The following is a 24,339-nucleotide window of genomic DNA, read 5'->3' on the forward strand; positions in this document are numbered from 1 at the left end:
TCGGGCATCGCGCGGGGGAGCGATGTACGACCTGATCGTCATCGGCGGCGGCGTCAACGGCACGGGGATCGCCCGCGACGCCGCTATGCGGGGCTACCGCACGCTCCTGGTGGAGAAGCGCGACTTCGCCGCGGGCTCCTCCGGCGCTAACTCCGGGATGATCCACGGCGGCGTGCGCTACCTGCGCCACGATCGGCACGTCACCGAGCTCGCCTGCATCGACTCCGGCTACATCCAGAAGATCGCGCCTCACCTCCTCTTCCGGATTCCCTTCCTCTTCCCCTTACGGGCCGTCGATCCGGCGAAGCCCTCGGTTAGGGAGCGCCTCTACCGCTACGCGGTGGAGGTCTACCTGGGGATCTACGACCGCTACCAGCCGCTGAAGGCCGGCAAGGAGAGCGTGATCCTCTCGCCGGAGGAGGCCTACGAGCTCGAGCCCAACCTCGCCCGGGATCTCGTCGGCGCGGTGAGCTTCGACGAGTGGGGCATCGACCCCTTTCGCCTCTGCGTCGCAAACGCGCGCTCGGCGAAGGCCCACGGCGCCGATCTCCTCACCTACGCCAAGGTGGTGGCCTTCACCCGGGGTGAAGGCGGCCGGGTGACGGGGATCGTCGTAAGGGACGAGGCCTCGGGCCGTGAGCTGCGCTACGAGGGCCGAGCCGTGATGAACGCCGGCGGCCCCTGGGCGCCGAAGGTGGCGGCGCTCGCGGGGATCGAGCTCAAGTTGCGGCCCGGCAAGGGGGTGCACCTCACCCTCGATCGGCGCGTCTCCAACTACGGCGTGATCTGCGAGGCCGCCGACGGACGCGAGGTCTTCGTGATCCCCCACGAGCAGACCGCGATCATCGGCACCACCGACGACGACTTCTACGGCGATCCGGACGACCTCCGAGTGAAGGAGGACGAGGTGAAGTACCTCTGGCAAGCGGCGGAGCGGAGCCTGCCGGCGGTAGCGCACGCGAGGATCCTCCGGGCCTGGGCGGGGGTGCGGCCGACGGTGTGGGAGTACGGCAAGACCGAGGACGCGCTGAGCCGCGAGCACGAGATCCACGACCACGCCGAACAGGGCGCCGCCGGCTTCCTCAGCCTCGTCGGAGGCAAGCTCGCCTCGTTTCGGATCATGTCCGAGGAGGCTGTGGACGCGGTCGAGCGCGTGCTCGGCGAGGATCACCGGGCGTGCACGACCCACCTCGAGGCCCTTCCCGGCGGCGAGGCGCTCCCGGATCCTGCGCTCCTCGCGAAGGAGGCGAGGATCCCGGAGTCCACCGCCGCGCGCCTCGTCTACCGCCACGGGCGCGAGGCGGAGCGGATCTGCGAGCTCGTACGAGCGGACCCGCGGCTGGTCGCGCCGGTCTGCCGCTGTGAGCAGGTGATCGCCGCCGAGCTGGTGTGGTCGATCCGCAAGGAGGAGGGGCGCCGGCTCCTCGATCTCCGCCGCCGCACCCGCCTCGCAATGGGGCCGTGCCAGGGCACGGACTGCGCCGCCCAGGCCGCCGCGATCCTGGCGCGCGAGGCGGGATTGAGTGTCAGCGAGTACCACAAGGAGCTCTACGACCTCCTCCAGGTGCGCTGGAAGGGGAACCGCGCGGTGCTCGACGGAGACGGTCTCGCCCAGGAGGAGCTCTCCCGCGGGCTCCACCTCGCCTCGGGCGCGCTGGGCAACGCCTCGATGCGGCCCGGCGAATCGGCGCCGGCCTTCGGCGCGTTCCGGGACGCGGCCCTCGGGCGAGGCTCGGAGCCTGCCGCCAGCACGGCTCTTGGAGCGACGCGGCGGGGAAGGGCGCCCGAATGATCGGCCGCGTTGCCGAAGGGCCGATCTCCACCGACGTCCTCGTGATCGGCGGTGGCGCGGCAGGCGCCATGGCGGCCCTCGCCGCGCGAGAGCGGGGCCTGAGGGTGGACCTGGTGCGGCGCGCATGGGCGTCCACGGCGCTCTCGTCGGGCACCGTGGACGTGGCCGGCGATGCGCTGGCGAGCCCGTCCCTTCCGCTGGGGGCGCGCCACTCGATCGCGGATTGCGCGCGCTATCTCGCGTCGCGCCGCCCGGACCATCCCTACGCCGTCTTGGCTGACCGGCTCCCCCTCCTCGACGAGGCCCTGGCCTTCGCGTCCGGCAGGCTGGGAGGCCTCCTCCAGCTCGCCGGCGCCCTCGACGAGAACCGGGTCTTCCTCTCGCCCCTGGGCCTCCTCAAGACCGCGGCCGGCGGCCTCTTGTCGATCGCCGCTGGAGACCTCCTCGAAGCCCGCGGCACCATCGGGATCGTCGGCTTCGATCGGCACCTGCAGCCCGATCCGCACGTGCTCGCCATGGCCGCGGCGGACTCGCTCGCGAAGGCGAAGATCGACGCGTCGGTGGAGGCGGTCGAGTGCGACTTCCTCCGGCGCAGCGACGATCCCCTCCTCCGCCCCCACGAGATCGCCGCTCGGATCGAGGCCGCGCCCGAGCAGCTGGCGGCATCCATCGAGAGGGCCATCCGCGGCCGGGCGATCTCGCGCCTCCTCTTCCCGCCTGTCCTCTCGAGCGGGGACGCCTCGCCCATCCTTCGCGTGCTCGAGGGCGTGCTCGGCATTCGCTGTGCCGAGCTCCCCGCAGGCGCCCTCTCGGTCCCGGGCGTGCGGCTGCAGCGGGCGCTCGAAGACATCTTGAGCACTCAGGGTGTCAACTTGTGGCACGGGGACGTCTTCGCCGACTCGGAGCCGGGCAGGGTGGCCGCTCTCGAGCGGCTGCGGGTACGCGGCGCGGTGGACCAGGGCCTGCAGGTCACGGACGCGACACCGATGGTGGAACCTTCGGGGCGACCTCCAGGATGGCCGATCGACGCCCGCGCCGTCGTCCTTGCCACCGGCCGTTTCCTTGGCGGCGGCATCCGCCGGAACGGCCGCCTCCGGGAGACGGTCCTCGATCTGCCGGTGTGGATCGACGGGCGGATCGACGAGGGCCGCTGGCTCGGCGATCTCACCCGATACGAGCTCCGGGAGGATCAGCCTGCGCTGCGCGCGGGGCTGCGCTTCGACGCGGCGCTCCGGCCCCTGCTCCGCGACGGTCGCCCCGCATCCGAACGCCTCTTCGCCTGCGGCGACGTCCTGGCCGGAAACGATCCGGCCTTCGACGGCGCCGGCCTCGGCCTCGCTTTCTTCACGGGCTGGCTCGCCGGCCTCGAGGCCGCGAAGGTCGCTACGGGCGAAACGCCGGAGGCAGGCTGATGGCCGGCGAGCTCTACCTGGGCTACCGGGCGATCGTCGAGCCGCTGCGGCGGATCTTTCGGCCGCGGAAGAAGGGCAAGGCCGCCTTCCTCGAGAACTACGGCCCCGAGGGGCTCGTGCCCACGCCGCCCTCGGACAAGGCCATGCTCGTCGCCGCCGGCCGCTGCATCTCCTGCGGCCTCTGCGATCGCCTCGACGGCCAGCTCGGCGCCATCGCCCGGCAGTCCTACGACGGCGTCTCGCTCCTGCCCCGGCAGTACGCGCGCTCCTCGGTGGAGCTCGTGCACGCCCGCGCCGCCATCGAGGCGCTCGAGCCCGAGCGCTACCGGCAGGCCGAGTCCGTGTGTCCGACTGGTGTACCCCTGGTGCAGCTCGCCGTTTGGCTGAAGGACCGCCTGTCCCGCGTCCGTGTGCAGGGAGGGGCTGACCGAGGAGACCGATGACCGCTCACGGGATCCCCACGCCGCCTCTCGAGGAGATCGGCGCAGCCGCGCGCGAGCGGGCCGCGCTCGCCTCCGATCTCGCCAGGCTGGTCGGCGCCGAGCACGTCTCCACCGATCCGGAGGCAAGGCGCCGGGCCTCCCGCGACATGTGGCCGAAGACCTTCCTCTGGGAGCGCCAGGGCCTCGAGCCGCCGCTCGCCGACGTGGTGGTCTCTCCCGGAAGCGCCGATGAGGTCTGCGAGGTCGTGCGCTTCGCGAAGGAGCGCGCCATCCCCCTGACGCCCCATGGCGCCGGAAGCGGCGTCTGCGGTGGGGCCATCCCGCTGTCGGGAGGGATCGCCCTCGGCCTCGATCGCCTCGATCGGGTGCTGCGAATCGATCCCGAAGCGCTCTTCGTGGAGGCCCAGGCGGGGATCCTCGGCATCGCCCTCGAGGACGCCCTCGGCGACCATGGGCTCACCCTCGGCCACTTCCCCTCCTCGATCGGCTGCTCCTCCCTCGGCGGCTGGCTCGCGGCGCGCTCCGCCGGCCAGTCCTCGAGCCGCTACGGGAAGATCGAAGACATGGTCGAGGCCGCCGGCTTCGTCCTCGGGACCGGCGAGCTCGTCCGTCCCTCGAGGCCCGCCGGCGGCGTCGACTGGCTCGAGCTCCTCCTCGGCAGCGAAGGGGCCTTCGGCGTCTTCACCGACGCGCGCCTGCGCGTGTGGCCCGCGCCGCAGGTCCAGCTCCCCAGGGCCTTCCGCTTCCGTTCCCTGGACGCTGGGCTGGACGCGATGCGCGCGATCTTCCGCGCGGGCCTCCGGCCCAGCGTCGCGCGCCTCTACGATCCGCTGGACACCGTCATCGCCCTCGGCGGTGGGAGCGGGAAGGAGTCGCGGGTCGAGGACGTGAGGGTCGACCCTGGCGGCCGGCCGCCAGGCCTCGACGCGCTCCGGCCCACCTTCGGCGGCGCCGCGGAAGGCGACGATTGGCGCCGGCTCCTCGAGGGTGATGCGGGCTTGGGCGACATCGCCTCGCGGCTGGGCGTCCGGGCGCGGCGGCTGGCCCTCGACCTGGGCCTCTCCCGCGCGACCGTCCTCAACCGGGCCGCGGACCTCGCGAGAGCCTGCCTCCTCGTCCTCGTCCACGAGGGCGGCTACGGCGAGGCCGAGCCCGAGGAGGCCGAGGCGCGGGCACTCTGCGCGGCACGGGGCGGCGTGGATCTCGGCTCTGGCCCGGCCAGGCGGTGGCTCCACAAGCGCTACGACGTCTCCTTCGGGCTCAGGACGATCTTCGAGGCCGGTGGGTGGGTCGACACCTGCGAGGTCGCCACTTCGTGGGGCCGGGTCGGCACCCTTTTTCACGCCATGCGCTCTGCCGTTTCACCGCACGCCCTGGTGATGGCCCACTTCAGCCACGCCTACGCGGACGGCTGCTCGATCTACTTCACCTTCGCCGGCCCCGCCCTCCAAGTGAGGGACGGCCTCTCCTCCTACGACGCCGCGTGGATGTCGGCGTTGAAGGCAGCCGCAGCGGCCGGCGCGACCTTCACCCACCACCACGGCGTCGGCCTGTTCAAGTCTCCCTGGCTCGCAGACGAGCTGGGCAAGGGCGGCCTCGAGCTCCTGCGGGAGCTGAAGAGCACCTGCGATCCGGCCGGGATCCTCAACCCCGGGAAGCTCGCTCTCGCCGAGCCGAAGGGCGCGAGCGCGTCACCCCGAGAGGCGACGCGCACCCGTGACGTGGACTGCGTGGATGAGCGAGCCATGTGGATTCGAGCCGGCGCCGACGCGCCCGTGTCCGCTGTCGAGGATCGACTGCGCCGCGTCGGCCTCACCCTGGGCTCGCAGCCTCCCTCGGTCTACCGCGGCAGCATCGGCGAATGGCTCGCGGGGCCCCTCGCTGGGCGCCGTGCCGAGGACGGCAGGCTCGGCCCGGGCGTGGCTTCCGTCGAGGCAGAGCTTGCCGACGGCACGTCCTTCATCTCTCGCGCCGCCCCGCGCTCCGCAGCGGGCCCCGCCGTGTCCCAGCTCCTGCTCGGCGGAGGCGCGGAGCGGGGAACGATCCGCGCCGCCACCCTCAAGGCCACGCCCATCGTGCCGCGATTCGATCTCATGCTCGAAGGAGAGCCGGGCGCGATCGCCCGCTTCCTCGTCGCCGAGAGCCGCGATTCCATGGCGCCGATCGAGGCCATCCTCCGCCGCGAGGACGGTCCGATGGCCGCCACGGTCGTCTACGCCTCGGGCGGCGCCCGATACCGCGCGCGGCTCGGCAGGGCCATCGCCGCCGCCCGCGCGGTGGGCCTCTCCCAGGTGCACGTGGGCCCGGGCGACGAGATCGTGGAAGGCGCCGAGCGCGAGCTCGCTTGTGAGACCTGGCTCGAGACGATCGAAGCTCTGCCCCCGGGCGTATGCCTCCGTCTCGTCCGAATCACCCGCGTGAGCGCCGTCGCCATCTGTCCTGCCGAGTTCGCGGACCTCCTCCCCGCGCCCCTCCCCGACACGCCACCGTGGGCTTCGTGAGGCGCGAACCCCGACGAGGCTGCCACGCTTCGGGAGCGGGAGCGCTGCCGGGACCCGGAGCACGGCAGGGCCTTGCGAGCCTTGCGAGACCGGCGGCCTCGGGGCCATAGTGCGGGCCTTTTCGAGGCGGCAGGGAGCTCCATGGACCGCAAGGTCGTCTTCATCGTCAACCCGAAGAGCGGAAACGGGGCCACCGGGCGTCAGTGGCGGAGCCTCGCCAGCGGCCTTCGCGCACAGGTGGGCGACTTCGGGGAGCTCTTCACGACCCGGCCGCAGGAGGCGACCGCCCTGGCGCGGCACGCGCTGGAGGGCGGCGCCGACGTCGTGGTCGCGGTGGGCGGCGACGGCACCATCAACGAGGTGCTCAACGGCTTCTTCGCGGACGACGGGACGCCCGTTCGCCAGGGCGCCGCACTCTCGGTGCTCCCCCGTGGCACGGGCAGCGATTTCCTGCGCAGCCTCGGCTTCGCCTCCGGCGATGCGGCGTCCATCGGCGCCCGGCTCGCGGCGGGTAGGCGGCGTCAGCTCGACGTGGGCCTCGTGACCTACGAGCGGGACGACGGCCGACTCGAGCGGCGCTACTTCGCGAACGTCGCCTCCTTCGGCACCTCGGGGCTAGTGGACCGCTACGTGAATCGGGCGACCAAGGTGCTAGGTGGCAAGGCCTCCTTCACCATCGGTGCGGTCCGCGGCCTCCTCGCCTACGAGGACCGTCGCTGCCGCGTGCGCTTCGACGACGGCCCCTGGGAGGAGCTCGACATCACCTGCCTCGCAGTTGCCAACGGCCGCTTCTTCGGCGGCGGAATGATGGTGGCGCCCGACGCGAAGATGGACGACGGCCTCTTCGACGTGACCATCTGGAGCGGCTTCGGCCTCTCGGACTTCGTGTTCCAGCGCGGCCGGATCTACGACGGCCGCCACGTCGAGCTGAAGGGCACCCGCACGCTGCGTGCAAAGCGCATCGAAGCGACCTGCGCGGAGGAGTGCCTCCTCGACATCGACGGCGAGGCGCCAGGCCGGCTCCCGTCCACCTTCGAGATCCTCCCCGGCGCCCTCGATCTCATCGCCTGACGAGAGAATGAAAATGGAAGACCTCCACCCGATCGCGCACTTCGAACGGCTCCTCGCCGGAGCCATCGACGCCGGCCTTCCGCTGCCGAACGCCGTAGCCCTCGCCACCGCCGACCAGGACGGCAGACCGTCTGTGCGGATGGTCCTCCTCAAGGGCGTCGACGATCGGGGCTTCGTCTTCTACACGAACCTCGAGAGCCGAAAGGCCCACGAGCTCCAGGCCAATCCCTTCGCGGCGCTCTGCTTCCACTGGGCCACTCTCGAGGAGCAGGTGCGCGTCGAGGGTCGCATCGAGCAGGTCGACGACGAGGAGGCGGACGCCTACTTCCGGAGCCGCCCCCGCGGCAGCCAGATCGGCGCCTGGGCGTCGAAGCAGAGCTCGAAACTCGATTCGCGCGAGGAGCTCGTCGGCGCAGTAGCCGAGGTCGAGCACCGCTTCGAGGGCAAGGAGGTCACTCGCCCTCCGTTCTGGTCCGGCTTCCGCATCGTCCCCGACCGAATCGAGTTCTGGTCGGGCAAGGCGGACCGCCTCCACGATCGACTGATCTTCCTCCGCGAGGGCGAGGGCTGGCGCACAGAGTGGCTCTACCCCTGATCGCCTCGGGCCTCGTCGCGCTCGAGCAGGGCCGCCTCGGCCTCGCTCTCGGGCTCGAAGATCCCGGAAATACCAAGGTTTGACCCAGGGTTGAGCGCGCTTTTCGCGACGGCTCGAGACGAGGTCTCTACCTGCTATTGCCGGATAGATGACGACAAAAGAATCGGGGATCGGCGTTTCAAGAAACAGCCGTTCTTGATCCGTCCGGTTTTCGTGGAGTACTGTCGTTCTACCACATTTAGTTGGCGTGCGTAGTTGGACTCCCGGGGGGATCATGTTCCAGCGCCGTTTTCTGCCTCTGCTTCTCGTTCTGCCTTCGCTCTGTGCCGGCCTCGCCGTGGTCGGCGGTAGCGCCAGCGGTTCTGGCCAGACCGATTCCGCGGACGTCGAAGCGAGCACGAGCGAGCCCGATCCTTCTCAGGCAGTCGACCTGGAATCGATGGTTTCCAGGGTTCGCCTCGCCCTTCGAGAGGAGGGCGATCGCTGGATTGGCGATCATTCCACTCATCGGATCGAAGTGGCGGCCAGCTCGCTGCGTTTCTCTCCGGCGCCGAGTCGCCGTTCTCTGTCCCCGGACCGTTCGGTTCCGAGCCTCGAGGTGCAGACGGTTGCCATCGGCCGCACGACTGACTCGACTGTGCGTCTCCAAGCGACCGAACTCGCTCCCGACGCTGTTGCCGAAGGATCGATCTCGATCCAGCGCGGCCCTTCCGTCGAGAGGATCACCAACAAACCGGCGGGTGTCGAGCAGAGCTGGGCGTTCGCCTCTCCACCTTTGGGATCGGGCGATCTCCAAATCCGGCTGAGCCCCTCAGAACTACCGTTCGTGCACGGCACCGAGAGCGGTCTTCACTTTCTCGACCTAAGGACGGGTATCGGTGTTCGGTACGGAGTCGGGTCGTGGACCGACGCCAACGGCCAAACTACCGCGATCCTCCCCAGCTTCAGCGACGAGGAGATCGTCTTCTCCGTCCCGGCAGCCCTCGCCGATGGGTCGGCCTATCCGGTCACCCTCGCGACGCTCCTCTCTCCGGAATCGGCTGTCGACTTCCCCATGCCGGAGAAGCTCCCCGACATCGATTTTCGCCCGGTGATCGCTTTCGCCAAAGGCGTCTATCTCGTGGCCTGGCAGCAATACGCGGGGGGAGCGTCGTTCGCCTTGATGGGGGCCCGCTTCGACGAGAACGGAAAGCGCCTCGATCCGGAAGATGCCCGTATCGCCCAGCTTGACTCGATGAACGGGCAGATCGCCCTCGCCGGTTCGGATTCGGACTTCCTCGTCGTCTGGGAGGACCGCCGAAGCGGCATCAGCATCGATCTCCTCGCGGCCCGGATCTCCCCGACCGCGCCTTTGGTCGACTTGCAGCCAATTCCTCTCGAAATCTCGAGCGACTTCGACTCGTACTCCCCGACCCTCGTCTCGGACGGGACGCGATTCGCGGTCGGTTGGCTCGAGTCGCCGATTTCGGGCGGCCCGGCGTCCGTCGCCGCGGCCGTCCTGGACAAGTCTTGCGAGATCGATGGCAGCCCCGTTCGAATGCCCGTTCGCGGCGAGGCCACCGCGCCGAGCATCGCGTGGGGGCGGGACACTCTGCTGGTCGCCTGGGAGGAGCTCCTCGACGGAAAAGACGAGACGGACATCCGGGCTGCAAGGCTCGGGGCCGAGGGCGAACTTCTCGATTCGGACGGTATCGAGGTCTGCACGAAGTCGAAGTCCCAACGCGCCCCCTCTGTCTCATTCGATGGCGAGCGATTTTGGGTGGCGTGGGAAGACGGGCGCGATGGCAAGCCGAACGTCTTTCTCGCCGACGTTTCGGAAAACGGAAAGACGGGCGATGAAGTGCCCGCTGGCGGAAAATCCAAGATCCGACCCGCTCTTGCGCGTGACGCTGACGGACTCCTTCTCTCCTGGATCGATCCCGACGATCGCACGCTCCGCGTGTCACTTGTGGACTCGTCAGGGCGCCTCGCCGAACCGGGAGGCAATGCAGTCTCGAGCCTTCCGATCCTTGGTCGGGCATTCGCGGTGAAGGGAAAAGGTTTCTCCGCAATAACGTGGGTAGAGGATGGCTACAAGGGAAGCGCCCTGCTTCGAGTAGGGCTCCTGGATCGGGGCAAGATCCTGCTCGGCTATCCGATTCCACTGGTGGCGGAATTTCGGGGCACGCAAGCGACTCCAGCCGTCGCGTCGGACGGGGATGGATATCTCATCGTCTGGCAGGAATCGTCGGTCCCCGGCAAGTTTCGAGTTTGGGGCCAGCTCTTCACAGGTTCCGGCGTGGCTCGGCCTCCTGCTCGATCGTTCGCGATCTCGCAGAGCACTCGAGACCAAATGGTCCCCCGAGTTGCCTTCCACGGTGGGCACTATTTGGTCGTCTGGCAGGAGACGAGTTCGGATCGGGGCTTCCGCGACGTGATGGGAACCCTGTTATCGACCGACGGATCGCCCGTATTACGGTCCTTCGAGATCGCATCCAATCTTTCTGACAAGTACGTTCCCGACGTGGCGCCGGCGGTGGACGGGTTCGTCGTAGCCTGGCTTGAGCATAGCCTTAGTCTCAGTGAGAGAACGTCCGTAATGGCCGCCAGCGTATCCATCCGAGGGGACGTATCTAGACGGAGGTTGATCTACATGTTTCCGACGGGTTACGACCCGTTGCAGCCTCGGCTTCCTCCTCCACCGTTTGACACAGAACTTCGCCTTGCGGGAGACAAGGACCAACACTTAGTCGTCTGGCAGGAAGGCGCCAAACGGATCCAGGGATCAACGGCGGTGAACACGGGTTGCCCGGGTCCTTGCTCCTCGTTCCCGGTCGCGCTCTCCAACGGACGCATCCTAGGCCTCGCAGCCACGATCCATGATGACAAGTTCTTCGTGGCATGGGCGGAAATGGCTTCCGACCCGATGGCCACTCGTTCGATCGTCGCTCGTTATCTAACGCGCGATGGCTCCCCCGTCTTGTCTACGGTGACCCTGGCGAGCGGCTTCGGAACGGACCTCTGGCATCCGTCGATTACTTTCGATGGCGTCTCGAATCCTGCTGCGTGGTCGATGCTCGGGCAAAAAAGTGGGATTTACGGGAGTCGGGCCCGGCCCGACCTGCCATCTTCCGTGGACGCGGATTATCCGAGCGCGTGGGCCGATGGCCAATGGCCTGAGCTGGCGTCTCGAGGTCCCGGCCAAGTTCTTCTTGCGTTCGAACGACCGGATTCTCGAATCGGCTATCGGACCGTTTCATGGAAGGAAAACGGCGAGGCCTGCTCGGACAACAGCGAGTGCACCGGCAACGTCTGCGTGGACGGCGTCTGCTGCAACTCCTTGTGCGGTGGCGGCAATCCAAGCGATTGCCAGGCCTGCAGCCGCGCTGCTGGCGCTGCCGTGGACGGCGTGTGCGGTCCGGTCTCTCGCGGGGCGGTGTGCAGGGGAGCCACAGGCCCCTGCGACGTCGAAGACCTGTGCAACGGCGTGAGCCTGGAGTGTCCGAACGAGGTGCTCCCGCAGGGTTCCGTCTGCCGGCCCGCCTCCGGGCCATGCGGCGTCGACCAGGTCTGTGACGGGCAAAGCCCGCTCTGCCCCCCCGACGATCCCATTGCCCCGGCCGGAACCGTATGTCGCCCGGCAGAGGGCCCCTGCGACATCGAAGGCCAGTGCGACGGCGTGACCGCGGAGTGCCCCCCTGACGAGCTGCGTCCCGAGGGCTATGTCTGCCGGCCCGCCGCCGGGCCGTGCGACGTCGACCAGGTCTGTGACGGGCAGCTCCCATCGTGCTCTGACGATCGCGTCGCCGCTGCCGGAACGGTCTGCCGGCCCTCCGCCTCTGCCTGCGACGACACAGAGTATTGCGACGGGACGTCCCCCGCATGCCCCCCGGATGGGCCTGCGCTGGATTCTGATCGCGATGGGATTCCAGACTCCTGTGATGTCTGCCCGTATGTGCCGGACCCCCTGCAGGAGGATTTGGACGGCGACGGCCACGGAGACGCGTGTGACGACGACGATGACGACGACGGAGTCACCGACTACTGGGACAATTGTCCGAGGGTACCAAACCCTTTCCAGGAAGACTCCGACGGCGATGGGCTGGGGGATGCCTGCGATCCATGTCCCCTGGGACCCCAGACCGATACGGACGGCGACGGGATCCTCGATTGCGTCGACAACTGCCCGACGGTTCCCAATCCTGACCAGTCCGACGTCGACGGGGACGGAATCGGCGATGCTTGCGACGTCTGTCCGCTCGTGGCCGACCCAGCACAAAGGGATACGGATGGTGACGGAATCGGAGATGCCTGCGATCCCGACGACGACAACGACGGCGTAGACGACTCTTCCGACAACTGCCAGTTCACATCCAATCCCGGGCAAGCAGACGCCGATGGCGACGGCATCGGGGACGCGTGTGACAACTGCCCCCTGCGCGCGAATGCCGACCAGTTCGATTACGACGATGACGGCATAGGAGACGCATGTCGCTTCGAAATCAACGAACCTCGAGACGGCGTCCAGTACAGCGACCACCAGCCGGGATGGCTGTTGAACGTCCGCGGCTTGTTCAGTGGCTTCCCGGTTGGCGCGCTCTCGCTCGCCGTCGACGGTCAGCCTGTCGTACCCGCCGTCGGCCTTGGGGCCCTCTCGGCAGGCGTGCCTCTGTCGACGGGATCGCACCGCCTCGTAGCGACTGTTTCAACCGGGGTCGCCACGAAGACGATCGAGCGCAGCTTCTACGTCTACTCCATCGGTTCATTCGAGCCTTTGCCTTCGACGCCGCTGCGCCAGATCGTGCTCCCCTCGACGCGGGCGAACGTCGGCGTCCTCGTCAAGGACCGGCAGGGAACACCCGTCGACGGCGTTCCCGTCGTCGTTCGGGTCTCCGATCAGGCTGGGCGGCGTCAGCTGATCGAGGTCAAGTCTGGCCAGAACGTCGCAATCAGCGGAGTCGCTTCTGCTGGAGGCCTGGACCTGGCAGTTGCGGAGACTCGATCCGCGGGGTCCAGGGGCCAAGTCGGTATTTCGTTCGATTCTCCGGCCACCAAAGGTCACTCGCTCACGTTCGATTTCCGTGTCGACTCAGCACCGGCCGTACAGTTCGTGGTTCTATCCGATCCCCCTTGTCCGCCGGGTGCTCCCGCCTCCATCACGGTGGACGGGGGCGAACAGCTTGGCGTAGTCGGCGAACCGTTCGCGCGTCCGCTCTCCATCCGTGTGCTGGACGCGAACGGGTGTCCCGTCCCAGGCGTGAACGTTCGGATGACAACGGACTGGGCGGTCGACATGAACCGCAACGACCGCTTCGACGCAGGCGACGATGCCGGCGGGTTCGAGCCGTACGCGAACGAAGGAAGCGTCAATGGCCGTAAGGAGCTTGAATTGGTTACGGACGCCAACGGCGATGCGAGCGCCACGTTCTGGGCTGCGAAGCTCACGCGGGTCCGCAATTGGGCTCACCCCGTTGGACGGAATGGACCCGCAGACTTGAGCTCGGTGCGGCGGATTCGCTCCGCGGATACCGCCCTTACCTTTGTCCGAAAACATCAGGTTTCGATCCGTGCGATCAGCTATCTCCCTACCGGAGCGGGGTCTCCGCTTCCGGTCCCCGGCTTGGTGGAGACTCGCGTTCACCTGTTCGCAGGGCCAGGGCCCGCGGCGCGAATTTTGCGACTGGAAGAAAGAGATGAAAATGGAGAAGAAAAATAAATTTCGTACGGAGCAACTCATCCTACGCGCGCCACCTACCTGTTCCCCAATCGCGTATCAGACGTGTGGCTGAATCCCATCGCAAATGCGCGCGTGCAATTCTCCGCAGGGCAGGGAGCAGGCGGCGTCTTCTGGTCGATAACGCCCTGGGAGCCACTTCCCGGAGAGGTCGACAGCGACACGAAGGAGATCTTGACGGACATGAATGGCCGCATCGCTGGGGGCGTCATTGCCGCGGATAGGATGGGCGCCCCGTTCTCAGCCTCGGCGGTCCTGCTGAGTAGCCCCACTGGTGTCGACAGCCAGCTGACGTCGAGCCCGTCGGTCACCTGGTCTGGCACGACTGTTTCGCAGGGCCGGGGTATGACTCATCTAGATCATGGCCGCCCTTGGCGCTGGCTCGACATGTACTACAGTGTCAGCAGCGAAGAGCTGATCGGGATCGACCTGGAGCCTGTGACACTGAACGAGGTCGAGCTGACCTGCGTGGAGGAGATCCCCGGGAGGGGGTGTGATTTTACCACCGGATTCTTCACGGCGGGCCGTGCGGTCGGTGCGGACACCTTGTTCGTAACCAAGCCAGCGAGCCTTGGGATGACCCCGACGTCGCCTTTGCCCGTGCGGGGCGGCGGGTCTCCGATTCTGCGATTCCAGCCTCGATCGGCAGGAGGCCTCTCGTTTTCGGTTGCGGCGAGCTCGGGTTTGTACAATGCGGTCGGCGGTGACGTCTGGGGGCTGGAAGCCAAGCCCTCGATTCCGGGGACGCCGCTGAGTTGCGCGGGCGGCCTATCCTGCAGGTCGGGCGATACCGTGCAGCCGATCGCGGTCAACTCGAACGAGCATGTCAAGGTCGATCTGAGGCTGGATACTCTCTATTACTACCAGCCGCCCGCCATCCTGCTGGGTGCGCGTGTGACGGGAGGCCGTGTCTATCTGTCGGCTCCTCCGGAAGCCGAGGTGGAACGTCTCATCCCCATCGACGAGGAGGTGAAAGCAGAGCTGCACATTTGGAACGGGCCGGATATCTGTCCTGCCGAGGTGGAGCTCTTCGCCGCTCACGATCCCAATCAGACGACGCTCCTCCGATTCCCGATCAACCCGGACGCGGGCATTCAGTCGGTCTCCGTGCTGGCGGACGATGTGGTTGATCGCATCGTGCCGATCGGACAGGCGGTCCAGTTCAGCGTGTCGGCAGTAGCACCCGCGTGCACTACGCTCGCTTATGAATGGGACTTCGGGGACGACACGACCAGCACAGAGAAGGATCCAACGCACACGTACACGACGACAGGTATCTACAAGCCTCGCGTGCGGGTGAGCTGTGGTTCGTGTCCCTCCAGCACGGTGGATGCGTTCGCCGACGTCGGAGTCTTCTCCATCAAGATGACGTCGCCGTCGGGGGATCCGACGAGCGCCGATCCGGAAGAGATTGAGAACAGCGAGTTCGTTTTCTCTGGCGCGGGCGGTGTCCTCAAGATTCCAGTCGCGGCTGAAATCGAGCCATCCAGCCTCGGCTCCAGGGTGGGGGAGAACCTCCGCTGGCGCTTCGACAATGGCTCGAGGCCCGACGCCATCCCGGCCGGCTCCGCGCTCAGCTGGGATGCGACGTGGCCTACTGACGCCAGCGCCGGCCGCGGCGCGAGGAACGTCGCGCGCCTGAACGGCTATCCCCAGAACAACGCCGATTTCGGTCGCAGGCTGATTCAGCTGGAGTACGTCGACGCCGGGGAGGCCGTCTGGTCGCAGACGCAGACGATCGAGCTATTTTTTAGTAAGGACGACGTCGCGTCCGGGCGCGGCGTGCCAAATTGGTTCTTCTACTGGGGGCAGGTGTTGCCTTCGACCGTATCCAGGGAATACCGCAAGATTCCGCCCACTCTAGCCTCCTACGGCCAGTTTCCGGCGATGGTCTGGTGGAGGTACGGGAGAACCTTCGCGTACAGCAAGAACGAGGTTCGGGTCTTCCGGCCGGCGGCCGGCCAGTCTCGCGCCATCGCCTGTGCCGGGATCCCGGTGCTGACGGGCATCGACCTGTTTATTTCTACGCTGAGGCATGAAAAGCGGCACGTCGAGCAAATGAGATCGGCTGACGGGTTGGTTAGTACCGGGAGCGATGGCCCCTGGTTGAATGGCTGGTCCTGGAACGGTGCGCATAACCACTGGGCGGTGGGAGAGGACGGCGTTCCCGGCGCACCGGGTGACGACAACGGATTTCCGGGGGATGACGACCTGCTATTGCTCGACGGTCCTGGCGAGCTCGGAGCGAACTGCCTGGTTGGGGGGGTCCTGACCCCTTCGTGCGCCGACGTGCCGCTTTTTCATCTGGCCGACCCGTACCAGACCTGGCCACAGGTGTGGGGACAGCTCCCTGGCGGCTGCGAGGACGAGAACCTGATCGAGCGTGACGCATACAACCATGATCTGAAGAATGACAAGGGTTATCTTGCCTCCGATTGGGCTGCGCCGGGCAAGCAGTACCGGACCGAGGCCTATGATGACTGATACTCGATTCTTTCCTGTCCTCGGATTCTGCATGGTCCTCGTGATGGGGACGCTCGATCCGAGGCCCGCGGCGGCATCGCGTCGCGTCGAGCCGACCTGGGTCGACATCGTCCTCGATTCGGACGCGATCGTGCTCGCTCGCGCCACGGCGCCAAGCGAGATCCTCGGCGAACCCTCGACCTTGCAACCACGGTTCTCCGTTCTCGTCCGCGAGCTTCGATCACTCGTAGGCACAAGGGGTGTGCCGGCAGCGGTGGCCTCCTCTGTACCCATGAAACGCGGGCAGCTGTTGGTTCTGTTCAGCCGAGCTACAGAGCCTTGGTCGGTGACAGGCAATTTGAATTTTTTGTGGAGTTCATGGCCGATAGCGTCCGTGCCAACGCCCGTAATCGAGCGGACCGTCGCCGACATTCGTGCGTTCCAGGCCGCCCCGGATTCGGATGCAAAGGCTGCCGTTGTCGAGCGGATGCTCCGAGCGCCGCAGAACGAGATTCGTGCAGCGGGGCTCGATCTGATTTCCCACGACCCGACGATTCGAGGGCGACCCCGGCTCTTCCCCGGGATCGCAGCCCGGGTTCGTTGCAGCGATCCGCTGGCGCTGTCGGCGATTCCACTCCTCGGATCGTACTCGCCGCCCCGGAAGTACCCGTTGCTCCTGGCCATGCTGGGTTGCAAGGACGAGAGGCTCGCGCACTACGCCCACACCGGCTTGGGCCGTTCATGCCCCCTCGATTTGGAGAGGGCGCGATCGCCGGCGACGCGCAAGCAGGAGCTCGCGGCTTTCGATGCGTGCTGGAAACCGAAATGGGCAAAGGCCGAAGAGGAGTACCGGCGGCGGCATGGCGGGAAGGGGCCGGCGGACTGACGCAAGCCTCAGCGGAATTCGTCCAGGGACGGTTCCGGCCACGAGAGGCCCCGCGCAGGTGCCGCTCTTGGAGCCTGTTGCGGTAACGGCGCGTTCAGCGTCTGCCGTAGCGAGGCGAAGGAGCTACAAAAATGGGCGGCCAGTCCTCGGGATCCTGATAGACGAGTGCTGATTGGAGAGCTTGCCCTGGCGACCGGCTAATCTTCCTCCCCGCGGGTGAAGGCTGGCGCATCGAATGGCTCTACCCCTGCTCGCCGCGGCCCTCGTCGCGCTCGAGCTGGGCCGCCTCGGCCTCGCTCTCGGGCTCGGGTGAGAAGAAGCGAATCCACTCGTCGCGGCGGGCGCGGGCGTCGGAGCGGCCGAGCTCGGCGAGGCGCGCCGCGAATCCCCCGTCGAAGAGCAGGTAGGAGACGAGGTCGGCTCGATCCTCGGCTTCCGATTCGGCGAGCCGGCGGACGAGGCTGCCCACGAAGCCGCTGGCGCGCTTGCGGAACTCGGGCGAGCGGGCGTAGTCGGCGGCCATCGCGCCCAGACCCTGCGACGGATGTACCAGGATGTTGCGGATCCAGCTCATCGGGTGGTGGCGCATGGGCTGGAACGCCGTGTTGAGCACCGTCTCGAAGTCGGGGCCGTAGGACCGGGTGCCCGCCTCGAGGATCGAGTTGAAGCGCCGAAGGCGGTTGAGGTCCTCGTCGATCCGGTCGAGGAGGAGGGCGTCGAGGGTCTTTCCGGCGAGGAAGGCCGCCGTGGGATAGACCTCGTGCGAGGCGGCGCCCTTCTTCGGCTTGCGGAGCGCTTCCCTCGATTCGGTCTCGATGGCGGGGCCGTGCTCGGGCCGCGCCTCGATCCGCTCGCCGTGGGGGAGGATCGTGGCGGTGACCGGCTGATGCCGGAGCGAGACGACGATGACGCGCTTGGCGCCGAGGCGCAACGCGGGGCTCAGCGGCACGCTCTGCCGAAGGCCCCCGTCGACGTAGAGCTCGTTGCCTACCGGGACGGCGGGGAAGAGCAGGGGGATCGCGGCGGACGCGAGGGCGTGGGTGGGGCCGATTCGCGAGGCGATCGCGCGGTAGTGGAAGTCGCGGCTCCATGGCGGCGTGCCCTTCTCGCGGCGCTGGACGAAGACGGTGGTCCGCCCGGTGGCGACGTTGGTGCAGGAGACCGACAGAGCGTGGAGCCGCCCGGCGCGGATGTTGCGGCCGATGTCCAGCCAATCGACCTGCGATCGGACCAGGTCACGGAGGCCCGCAGGGTCGACGATGCCGCCGAAGGTCGGCTCCTCGCCCTTGCGCTCGGGCGTTCGGCGGACCAGGTCCCGCACGAGGCGCACCGCGTCCCTCGCGCCGAAGGAGAGGACGTTCTCGATCCGCAGGGAGGTCCACTTGCCCACGAGCTCGTCCGCCTGCCGAGCCGGATCCGCGGCGGCGCCCGCCAGGTAGCAGGCGTTGAGCGCGCCGACGGAGGTGCCCGTCAGGATGTCGAGATCGATGTGGCGGCCGAGCTCCTGCGGGAGCTCGTCACGCAGGTATGCGACGACCCCCGCCTCGTAGGCGCCCCTGGCGGCGCCGCCGCCGAGCACCAACGCCGTCCGCCTGCTCGCATGGTTCATGCGGCGGAGCATATCCGCCCGGCCGACTGCCGGGGTGGATCTCCGTACTGTGGGTCAGAGCACCTTGCGCGGCGGGACGACCACGTTGGCCATGAGCAGGCCGGTGACCAGCGAGATGGCGATGAGGCCCATGGAGAAGGCGATCTCCACGCCGGAGGTCACGTCGTTCCCAAGGAGGGCGGTGAGGCTGCGATAGCCGATGCTCCCGGGCACCAGGAGGATCAGGCCGGGCATGATGGTGAGGACCGCCGGCTTGCCCAGCGTCCGCGCCATGGTGTTGCTCGCCATGCAGAGCACGAGGGAGCCGACGAAGGCGCCGAGCTCCGGACCAAGCCCACGGGCCCCGAGCCGGGTGGCGAAGAAGGCGAGGGCGCCTGCCGCCATCACCCAGAGAATGTCCCGAGGCTTCGCGCGGAAGAGCACGGTGGTCGCCGCCGTGGCCAGGAGCAGCGCCGGCACCAACGTCCAGTCCGGGAGCGTCGGCCAGGTCGCGGCCTCCGCCACCGGGGGCAGCAGCCGCTCGAGCTGGCTGCCCAGGGCGACGCCGAAGACGAGCTCGAGGAGCGTGAGCACCGCGCTCGTGAGGCGCGTCGTTCCGGAGACGAGGTTGCGCGTGGCGAGCTCCGTCATCGCCACGGTCAAGGAGAGGCCGGGGAGCAGCGGGATCAGGCCGGCAATGATCGAGAGCTGGATCGAATAGGGGCCGATCACCCGCTCGAGGAGCACCGCGATGGCCGCGGCGCCAAAGGCGCCCAGCGCCTCCGACACCCGGGCGAGGCCGGGCCGTCGCTCGGAGAAGATCAGCAGCGAGCCGACCCAGAGGCTCACCACCAGCGCCGCCAGCATCTCCGGGAGCCGACCTCCCAGGAGGTAGGAGGCGCCGGTGGCCACCGCGACGAAGGAGGCCATCGTGAGGCGGGGCCCGTACAGGGGAGGCGCGGCCAGGATCTCCTCGAGGCGCTCGAGCCCCTGCTGTGCCGTGCGGTCGCCGCGGAGCACCTCGCACGTCAGGTGGTCCAGCTCCGACAGGCGGCCCAGGTCGATCTCCCCGGGATCGACGCGGATCATCGCCGTCTTCAGGTCGGTGGGCGGGCCGAAGGAGGCGAAGATCGCGGTGGGGGAGGAGTAGACCGAGCCCTCGATCCCGAATTTCTCCGAGAGCACCCCAGCCACGCCTTCGAGGCGGTGCGCGGGGATCCCGTACTTGTGGAGCGCCTTTGCGATGCGGATCAGGAACGCGATCTGATCCGCCCGCTCGCCCTCCGCCGCGGGATCCGCGCCCCCGAAAATCGCCTGCATGATCCGCCGCCTCGCGACAAACCCGCCGGTCCTTCCCTGCGGGGCGGCGCAATCCAACAGAAGAGACGCCCTGTGTCAAAGGGGCGACAGTCCGGGGACTAGAACCGGGCCTCGAGGTGGACGAACAGTACCGACTCGGCGGTGCCCGCCGCCGCGCGCTCCGGGACCTCCAGGCCGAACCGCTGGTAGTCGAGGACCACCTGCACCTGTTCGTTGAAGAGGTGCGCGACGCCTCCGATGGTGCGGGTCGTCCGGCCCGTCGTCTGGTTCAGCGGGCTCGTCCGCGCCGAGTGCTCCACGTCGGGGTCGAAGAGGTCGAACCGGGCCAGCAAGCGGATCCGGAGCGGGAGGTTCAGGAAGCCGTACGCCGTGAAGAGGACGCCGTGGCGGTCGACGATGCCGAGGCCCTGGTCCCGCAGGTCCACGGAGTTCCAGGTGGGGCCCCCGCCCACCGCCAGCGTTCCGAGGTCCGGCTCGAAGGAGAGCAGCCCGCCGGCGAACGCCCGGGAGAGCCTGCGATCGTCGGCCACCGCGGGGACGCCGTAGGTGCCGAGGGCCGTCGCGCGGAGCTGCCGGCCCCAAGCGCCAGGGCTGCTCGCGAACGGCGTGTAGGTGATTCGGCCGCTCCCCTCTTTGAACTTGGTCCCCTCCGTGCTCGAGCCGCCGGCGCCGTTCGCCAGCAGGAAGTGGGCTTGCAGCCTTCCGTCGAGGAGGGTCGAGGTCGCGCCGACGCCGAGGTCCGAGACCGGCAGGCCGTCCTCGAAGTTGAACACGGAGGGGCCGAGCACCCGGTATCTCCACACGGAGTCGTCGAAGGCGGTGATCGGCTCCGACTGCAGCCCCGCGATCACGTCGAGCCCGGGCGCGACTTCCAGGAAGCGCACGAAGGAGTAGGCGAGGACCAGGTCGAGGGTGCCCTCGATGTTGCTGGTCGTCCCGCTGACACGGACGATGTCGGGCGAGATCCTCGTGTTGATCGACCGCGTGATCTGGGCGTCGACGTTCAGATAGCTGCGCGTCAGCTCGAAGCGGTTCCCGCCGCGGGTGCTCGCCCCCGGTGGGGCCGCGGTCAGGTCGACGCTCCAGAAGGCGAAGATGACGCCCGAGATCTCGAGGCGCTGGCTCTCCATCAAAAGGTTCGGCTTCGCCGGCACCTCGGGCGGCGTCGGAGGGAACGGGACCTCCGGACGGGTCGACTCCTCGGCGTCGTCTGGCGCCTGCTCTGCTTCGTCGACCTCCGCCGCACGGGCGGGGGCGGCTGCAGCAAGCAGCGCGCACGCGACGATTACGCTGAGCTCTCGAAGGCCCATCTCGGCTCGGGTGTCCGAAGGAGCCTGAATGGGTGGGCATCGCCGCGATTGGCGGCAACCTGGGAGACCGTGCTTGCTGCGGCGCTTCCCGCGACGAGCTCCTAACCGAGGAACCAGTACGCCGACGCGAGGAGGCTGCGGCGGATCTCTCCGACCGCGGCCTTTTTCATGACGTCGGCGATGGCGCGCTCCTTGTCGCCGAAGCGGCGCTGCTCCTCGAGGCGGAGCTGATCGAGGCCGCGGCGGTACTCGCGCTCGGCGGAGTCGCGCTGGCGCCGCAGGCGGGCGCGCTCGCGGTCGTCGGCCTCGAGGAGGAGGGCCTTGCGAGAGGACTCCCACTCGGCCTTCGCGTCGGCGATGCGGCGGCGCGGCTTCTCGAGGCACTCCTCGGTGAAGCGATCCCAGCGCTCGCGGGCCTTGTCTGCCCCTGCCCCGCGACGCGCCTCGAGCTCGAGCTTCACGGCGGCCTGCGCGCGAGAGAGGGCGTTCTCCTGGGCGGTGGTGACGCTCACCGTGCCGCCGCCGGACGGGCGCTGGATGGTCTCGCGGGCGGGGATCTCCACGAAGAGCGCGCCGGTGTCGAGGTCGAGGGCGCGGTAGACGCCGCCCTCGCGGACGAGCACTACGTGGGCGATCCGCTCCTCGGGCTCACCGCTCCCCGCCTCGAGCTTGTACACGAACCACCACCCCTCCTTGCCGAAGAGGGGCGCGAGGTTGGGGGAGGCGCGGCTGGCGTCGAGGGAGAGGAAGCTGACACCCTCGGTGGGAAGGGACTTCACCAGCTTGGCTGCGGCCTTCACGATGGGAGCGCCGGGGCCGAGTTTGCGGGCGCCCTGCTCGCGGGCCTGGGCGGCGGTGCCCACCGAGTAGAGCCCGCCGGCGAGCTCGCCCCCCGCGGCGTCGAGGAGGGCCTGGGGGAGGTGGTGCACGTCGATGAGATCGCCTTCGACGCTGGCGTCGTCGCCGAGCACGGAGAGTGCGAGAGTCTTCGCCTGCTCCTCCGACTTCTGGATGACCTCCTTGGCCTGGCCCACCGCGACCTTGAGGCGCGCGCGCACCTGGTCGTCGAAGCGCTCCATCAGCACGCCGCGGGCCTCCTGCATGCGGTTGCTGATCTTCCCCTCCATCTCGGAGCGCAGGCGGTTGAAGGCGTCGTCGATCTCGCTCTCCGAGCGGCACGACTGGTAGATGTCGAGGACACGGCGCTCGAAGTCGACGCCGCTGTCGAGGGCGCCGAGGACCTCGTCGGACGCGCCGAAGACGCCGTCGAAGAGGTTGAGCTTCTGCTCGAGCAGCTCGTAGAGGCGGGCCTCCGCGGCGTTCGAGCGGTTGACCATGTTGATCACCAGCACGTCGCGCTTCTGGCCGTAGCGGTGGCAGCGGCCGATGCGCTGCTCGACGCGCTGGGGGTTCCAGGGCAGGTCGTAGTTGATCAGCAGGTTGCAGAACTGGAGGTTCAGGCCCTCGGCGCCGGCCTCGGTGGAGATCAGGATCTTGGTCTGCTCGCGGAACTCGGTGACCAGCGCCTTGCGCTCCTCGGGGCCGCTGCCGTCGCCACAGAGGATCGACACCAGGCCATCGAAGCCGTTCTTCTCGAGGAGGTCCTTGAGGTAGTCCTGGGTGCGGCGGCTCTCGGTGAAGATCACCGCCTTCTCGGGCCAGCCGTGGGCGGCGGCCACGGTAAACGAGCGGGAGAGGGCGCGCACGAGGGAGTCGCCCTTGGCGTTCACCCGGATGGAGCGGGCGAGATCCACCATCTCGCGGAGCTCCTTCAGCTCCTGCTTGCAGTCGGAGAGCGTCATCGGCTTCTTCTTGCCGACCTCGCCGTCGTCGAGGAGCTCCTCCGCCTCCTCCTCGTAGATCCGCCGGATCTCGTCCTCGAGCCCGTCCTGGTCGTCCTCGTTCTCGTGCCCGGAGAAGAGCTCGCCCATGTGCAGGGCCTGGGCGCGGGCGACCTCCTCGGCGCGGCCCACCTTGGCCTCTAGCGAGTCGGCCAGCTTCTCCAGGGTGGAGGCGATGGCGAAGGTCGAGCTGCCGAGGAGCTTGCGGTAGCAGAGCGTGAGGAGCGTGCGGCGCTCCGGGGCGATCGCGGCCAGCTCCTCGCGGCAGAGGTACTCGCTCACCTTGTCGTAGAGGAGCTGCTCCTTCTCCGAGGGGCGGAAGTCCTCCACGATGGAGCGGCGGTTCGTGTACTTCACGTACTCGCGCACCTGTCGCCGCAGCGTCCGCTGCACTACGGGTGAGATCCGCTCCTTCAGGTCGTTCATCAGGTCCTGGCGCTCGGCGAGGATCTTCTTCTCGTCGGGAGCGCCCGGGGGCGGCGGCGGATGGAGTAGCTGGCCGTAGAGCGCGCGGAAGGCGTCCTCTGGCCCGAGGATGGTCTCGTCGAGGAGGCTCACCAGGCCGTAGAGCTCCAGCAGCGAGTTCTGCAGGGGCGTCGCGGTGAGGAGGAGCTTGGGCACGCCGGTGAGCGACTCGCGCATGGCGCGGCCGGTCTTGTGGCTCACCTTGTAGGCGTTGCGCAGGCGGTGGGCCTCGTCGATCACCACCAGATCCCAGGGGATCCGCTTGAGCTGGTCGGGGCGGTTCACCGCGAAGGGCACCGAGCAGATCAGGGGCACCGGAAGGTCGAAGGGGTTCATCCGGCCCGCGGCCTTCGCGGAGGGGCCGTCCACGCACTCGGCGGTGAGGCCGAACTTGTCCCAGAGCTCGTCGCGCCACTGGGCGCGCAGGGGCGCCGGCGCGAGGATCAGGATCCGGCCGCGGCCCTCCGACGCGAGCTGGGCGATCACGAGGCCCGCCTCGACGGTCTTGCCGAGGCCGACCTCGTCGCCGAAGACGCAGCCGCCGGTGGCGAGGCTCTCGAGGCCGAAGGTGGCGGCCTCGAGCTGGTGCGGGTTCAGGTCGACGCAGGCCTCGGAGAGGGCGGGCGCGACGCGGCTCAGGGCCTCGCCGCCACGCTTGCGCAGGATCTCCTCGGCCAGGATCCGAAGGTGGAAGGGCGTCGCCGACTTCCCTTCGTCCTTGCGCGCCTTGCCCACCGGCCGCAACACCTCGACCACCGCCTCGCCCATCCTTCGCTCTCCGAACCCCGAAAGTGCCGCGGCGTCCGCCGCATGCCCCCGTGCGAAAGCGGCGAAGGTAGCAGACGGGATCCCGAGGGTCACCGCTCGAATGCGCACTGCGTCGAAAGAGGTCCGCAGCACGAATTTCGGGCGAATTCGAGCTCAATACGGGAGCGCCGT

General features: G+C 68.4%; 13 protein-coding genes. 9 read left to right on the forward strand and 4 right to left on the reverse strand.

The genetic code is table 11. The features are described 5' to 3' along the window. Window positions 1–22: 22 nt before the first annotated feature. The 9 genes from AKJ08_RS01410 (at window position 23) to AKJ08_RS01455 (ending at window position 16,876) form a co-directional block, all read left to right on the forward strand. Entirely contained in the window at window positions 23–1,792 is a 1,770-nt protein-coding gene (locus AKJ08_RS01410) for an FAD-dependent oxidoreductase (protein ID WP_082342540.1), read from the forward strand. Continuing rightward, window positions 1,789–3,204, forward strand: a complete 1,416-nt coding sequence (locus AKJ08_RS01415) for an FAD-binding protein (protein WP_050724421.1) — start codon at window positions 1,789–1,791, stop codon at window positions 3,202–3,204. Before AKJ08_RS01410 ends, AKJ08_RS01415 begins: the two co-directional genes overlap by 4 nt. Then, complete coding sequence (locus tag AKJ08_RS01420; protein WP_050724422.1) at window positions 3,204–3,647, forward strand: hypothetical protein; 444 nt, start codon at window positions 3,204–3,206, stop codon at window positions 3,645–3,647. The genes AKJ08_RS01415 and AKJ08_RS01420 overlap by 1 nt, the downstream gene beginning before the upstream one ends. Next, entirely contained in the window at window positions 3,644–6,148 is a 2,505-nt protein-coding gene (locus tag AKJ08_RS01425; protein WP_050724423.1) for an FAD-binding protein, read from the forward strand. The genes AKJ08_RS01420 and AKJ08_RS01425 overlap by 4 nt, the downstream gene beginning before the upstream one ends. A 141-nt stretch (window positions 6,149–6,289) precedes the next feature. Then, window positions 6,290–7,219 (forward strand): diacylglycerol/lipid kinase family protein, encoded by a 930-nt coding sequence (locus tag AKJ08_RS01430; RefSeq protein ID WP_050724424.1) that lies wholly within the window; start codon window positions 6,290–6,292, stop codon window positions 7,217–7,219. A 7-nt stretch (window positions 7,220–7,226) separates the two neighbouring features. Further along, a complete protein-coding gene (gene pdxH / locus AKJ08_RS01435; protein WP_157370397.1) occupies window positions 7,227–7,814 on the forward strand; it encodes a pyridoxamine 5'-phosphate oxidase in 588 nt (195 codons plus the stop codon). A 274-nt stretch (window positions 7,815–8,088) separates the two neighbouring features. Further along, window positions 8,089–13,509, forward strand: a complete 5,421-nt coding sequence (locus AKJ08_RS20275; protein WP_240475411.1) for a thrombospondin type 3 repeat-containing protein — start codon at window positions 8,089–8,091, stop codon at window positions 13,507–13,509. Window positions 13,510–13,710: 201 nt separating this feature from the next. Continuing rightward, window positions 13,711–16,011 carry a PKD domain-containing protein gene (locus AKJ08_RS01450; RefSeq protein WP_157370398.1) on the forward strand — a complete coding sequence of 767 codons (2,301 nt, stop codon included), beginning with the start codon at window positions 13,711–13,713 and terminating at the stop codon, window positions 16,009–16,011. A 31-nt stretch (window positions 16,012–16,042) separates the two neighbouring features. Further along, a complete protein-coding gene (locus AKJ08_RS01455; RefSeq protein ID WP_050724429.1) occupies window positions 16,043–16,876 on the forward strand; it encodes a hypothetical protein in 834 nt (277 codons plus the stop codon). 241 nt (window positions 16,877–17,117) lie between these two features. Here AKJ08_RS01455 and AKJ08_RS01460 read toward each other — a convergent pair whose 3' ends face one another. From AKJ08_RS01460 to AKJ08_RS01475, 4 genes are all read right to left on the reverse strand, one after another. Further along, window positions 17,118–18,485, reverse strand: coding sequence for a patatin-like phospholipase family protein (locus AKJ08_RS01460; RefSeq protein WP_240475412.1), 1,368 nt, complete (start codon window positions 18,483–18,485; stop codon window positions 17,118–17,120). 54 nt (window positions 18,486–18,539) lie between these two features. Then, window positions 18,540–19,784 carry a threonine/serine exporter family protein gene (locus AKJ08_RS01465; protein WP_050724431.1) on the reverse strand — a complete coding sequence of 415 codons (1,245 nt, stop codon included), beginning with the start codon at window positions 19,782–19,784 and terminating at the stop codon, window positions 18,540–18,542. Window positions 19,785–19,882: 98 nt separating this feature from the next. Next, the gene (locus tag AKJ08_RS01470; protein ID WP_050724432.1) at window positions 19,883–21,094 is read right to left on the reverse strand and encodes a hypothetical protein; all 1,212 of its coding nucleotides are present in this window, start codon (window positions 21,092–21,094) and stop codon (window positions 19,883–19,885) included. A gap of 101 nt (window positions 21,095–21,195) precedes the next feature. After that, a complete protein-coding gene (locus tag AKJ08_RS01475; RefSeq protein ID WP_050724433.1) occupies window positions 21,196–24,168 on the reverse strand; it encodes an SNF2-related protein in 2,973 nt (990 codons plus the stop codon). Window positions 24,169–24,339 lie beyond the last annotated feature (171 nt).

It is taken from the genome of Vulgatibacter incomptus, from assembly GCF_001263175.1.
In the GTDB taxonomy this organism is placed as follows: Bacteria; Myxococcota; Myxococcia; order Myxococcales; family Vulgatibacteraceae; genus Vulgatibacter; species Vulgatibacter incomptus.

What these genes read in the sequence shown, in the direction of transcription:
- AKJ08_RS01410 (WP_082342540.1), top strand. Translation starts at nt 23, where the DNA reads ATGTACGACCTGATCGTCATCGGCGGCGGCGTCAACGGCACGGGGATC.
- AKJ08_RS01415 (WP_050724421.1), top strand. Translation starts at nt 1,789, where the DNA reads ATGATCGGCCGCGTTGCCGAAGGGCCGATCTCCACCGACGTCCTCGTG.
- AKJ08_RS01420 (WP_050724422.1), top strand. Translation starts at nt 3,204, where the DNA reads ATGGCCGGCGAGCTCTACCTGGGCTACCGGGCGATCGTCGAGCCGCTG.
- AKJ08_RS01425 (WP_050724423.1), top strand. Translation starts at nt 3,644, where the DNA reads ATGACCGCTCACGGGATCCCCACGCCGCCTCTCGAGGAGATCGGCGCA.
- AKJ08_RS01430 (WP_050724424.1), top strand. Translation starts at nt 6,290, where the DNA reads ATGGACCGCAAGGTCGTCTTCATCGTCAACCCGAAGAGCGGAAACGGG.
- pdxH (WP_157370397.1), top strand. Translation starts at nt 7,227, where the DNA reads ATGAAAATGGAAGACCTCCACCCGATCGCGCACTTCGAACGGCTCCTC.
- AKJ08_RS20275 (WP_240475411.1), top strand. Translation starts at nt 8,089, where the DNA reads ATGTTCCAGCGCCGTTTTCTGCCTCTGCTTCTCGTTCTGCCTTCGCTC.
- AKJ08_RS01450 (WP_157370398.1), top strand. Translation starts at nt 13,711, where the DNA reads ATGAATGGCCGCATCGCTGGGGGCGTCATTGCCGCGGATAGGATGGGC.
- AKJ08_RS01455 (WP_050724429.1), top strand. Translation starts at nt 16,043, where the DNA reads ATGGTCCTCGTGATGGGGACGCTCGATCCGAGGCCCGCGGCGGCATCG.
- AKJ08_RS01460 (WP_240475412.1), bottom strand. Translation starts at nt 18,485, where the DNA reads ATGAACCATGCGAGCAGGCGGACGGCGTTGGTGCTCGGCGGCGGCGCC.
- AKJ08_RS01465 (WP_050724431.1), bottom strand. Translation starts at nt 19,784, where the DNA reads ATGCAGGCGATTTTCGGGGGCGCGGATCCCGCGGCGGAGGGCGAGCGG.
- AKJ08_RS01470 (WP_050724432.1), bottom strand. Translation starts at nt 21,094, where the DNA reads ATGGGCCTTCGAGAGCTCAGCGTAATCGTCGCGTGCGCGCTGCTTGCT.
- AKJ08_RS01475 (WP_050724433.1), bottom strand. Translation starts at nt 24,168, where the DNA reads ATGGGCGAGGCGGTGGTCGAGGTGTTGCGGCCGGTGGGCAAGGCGCGC.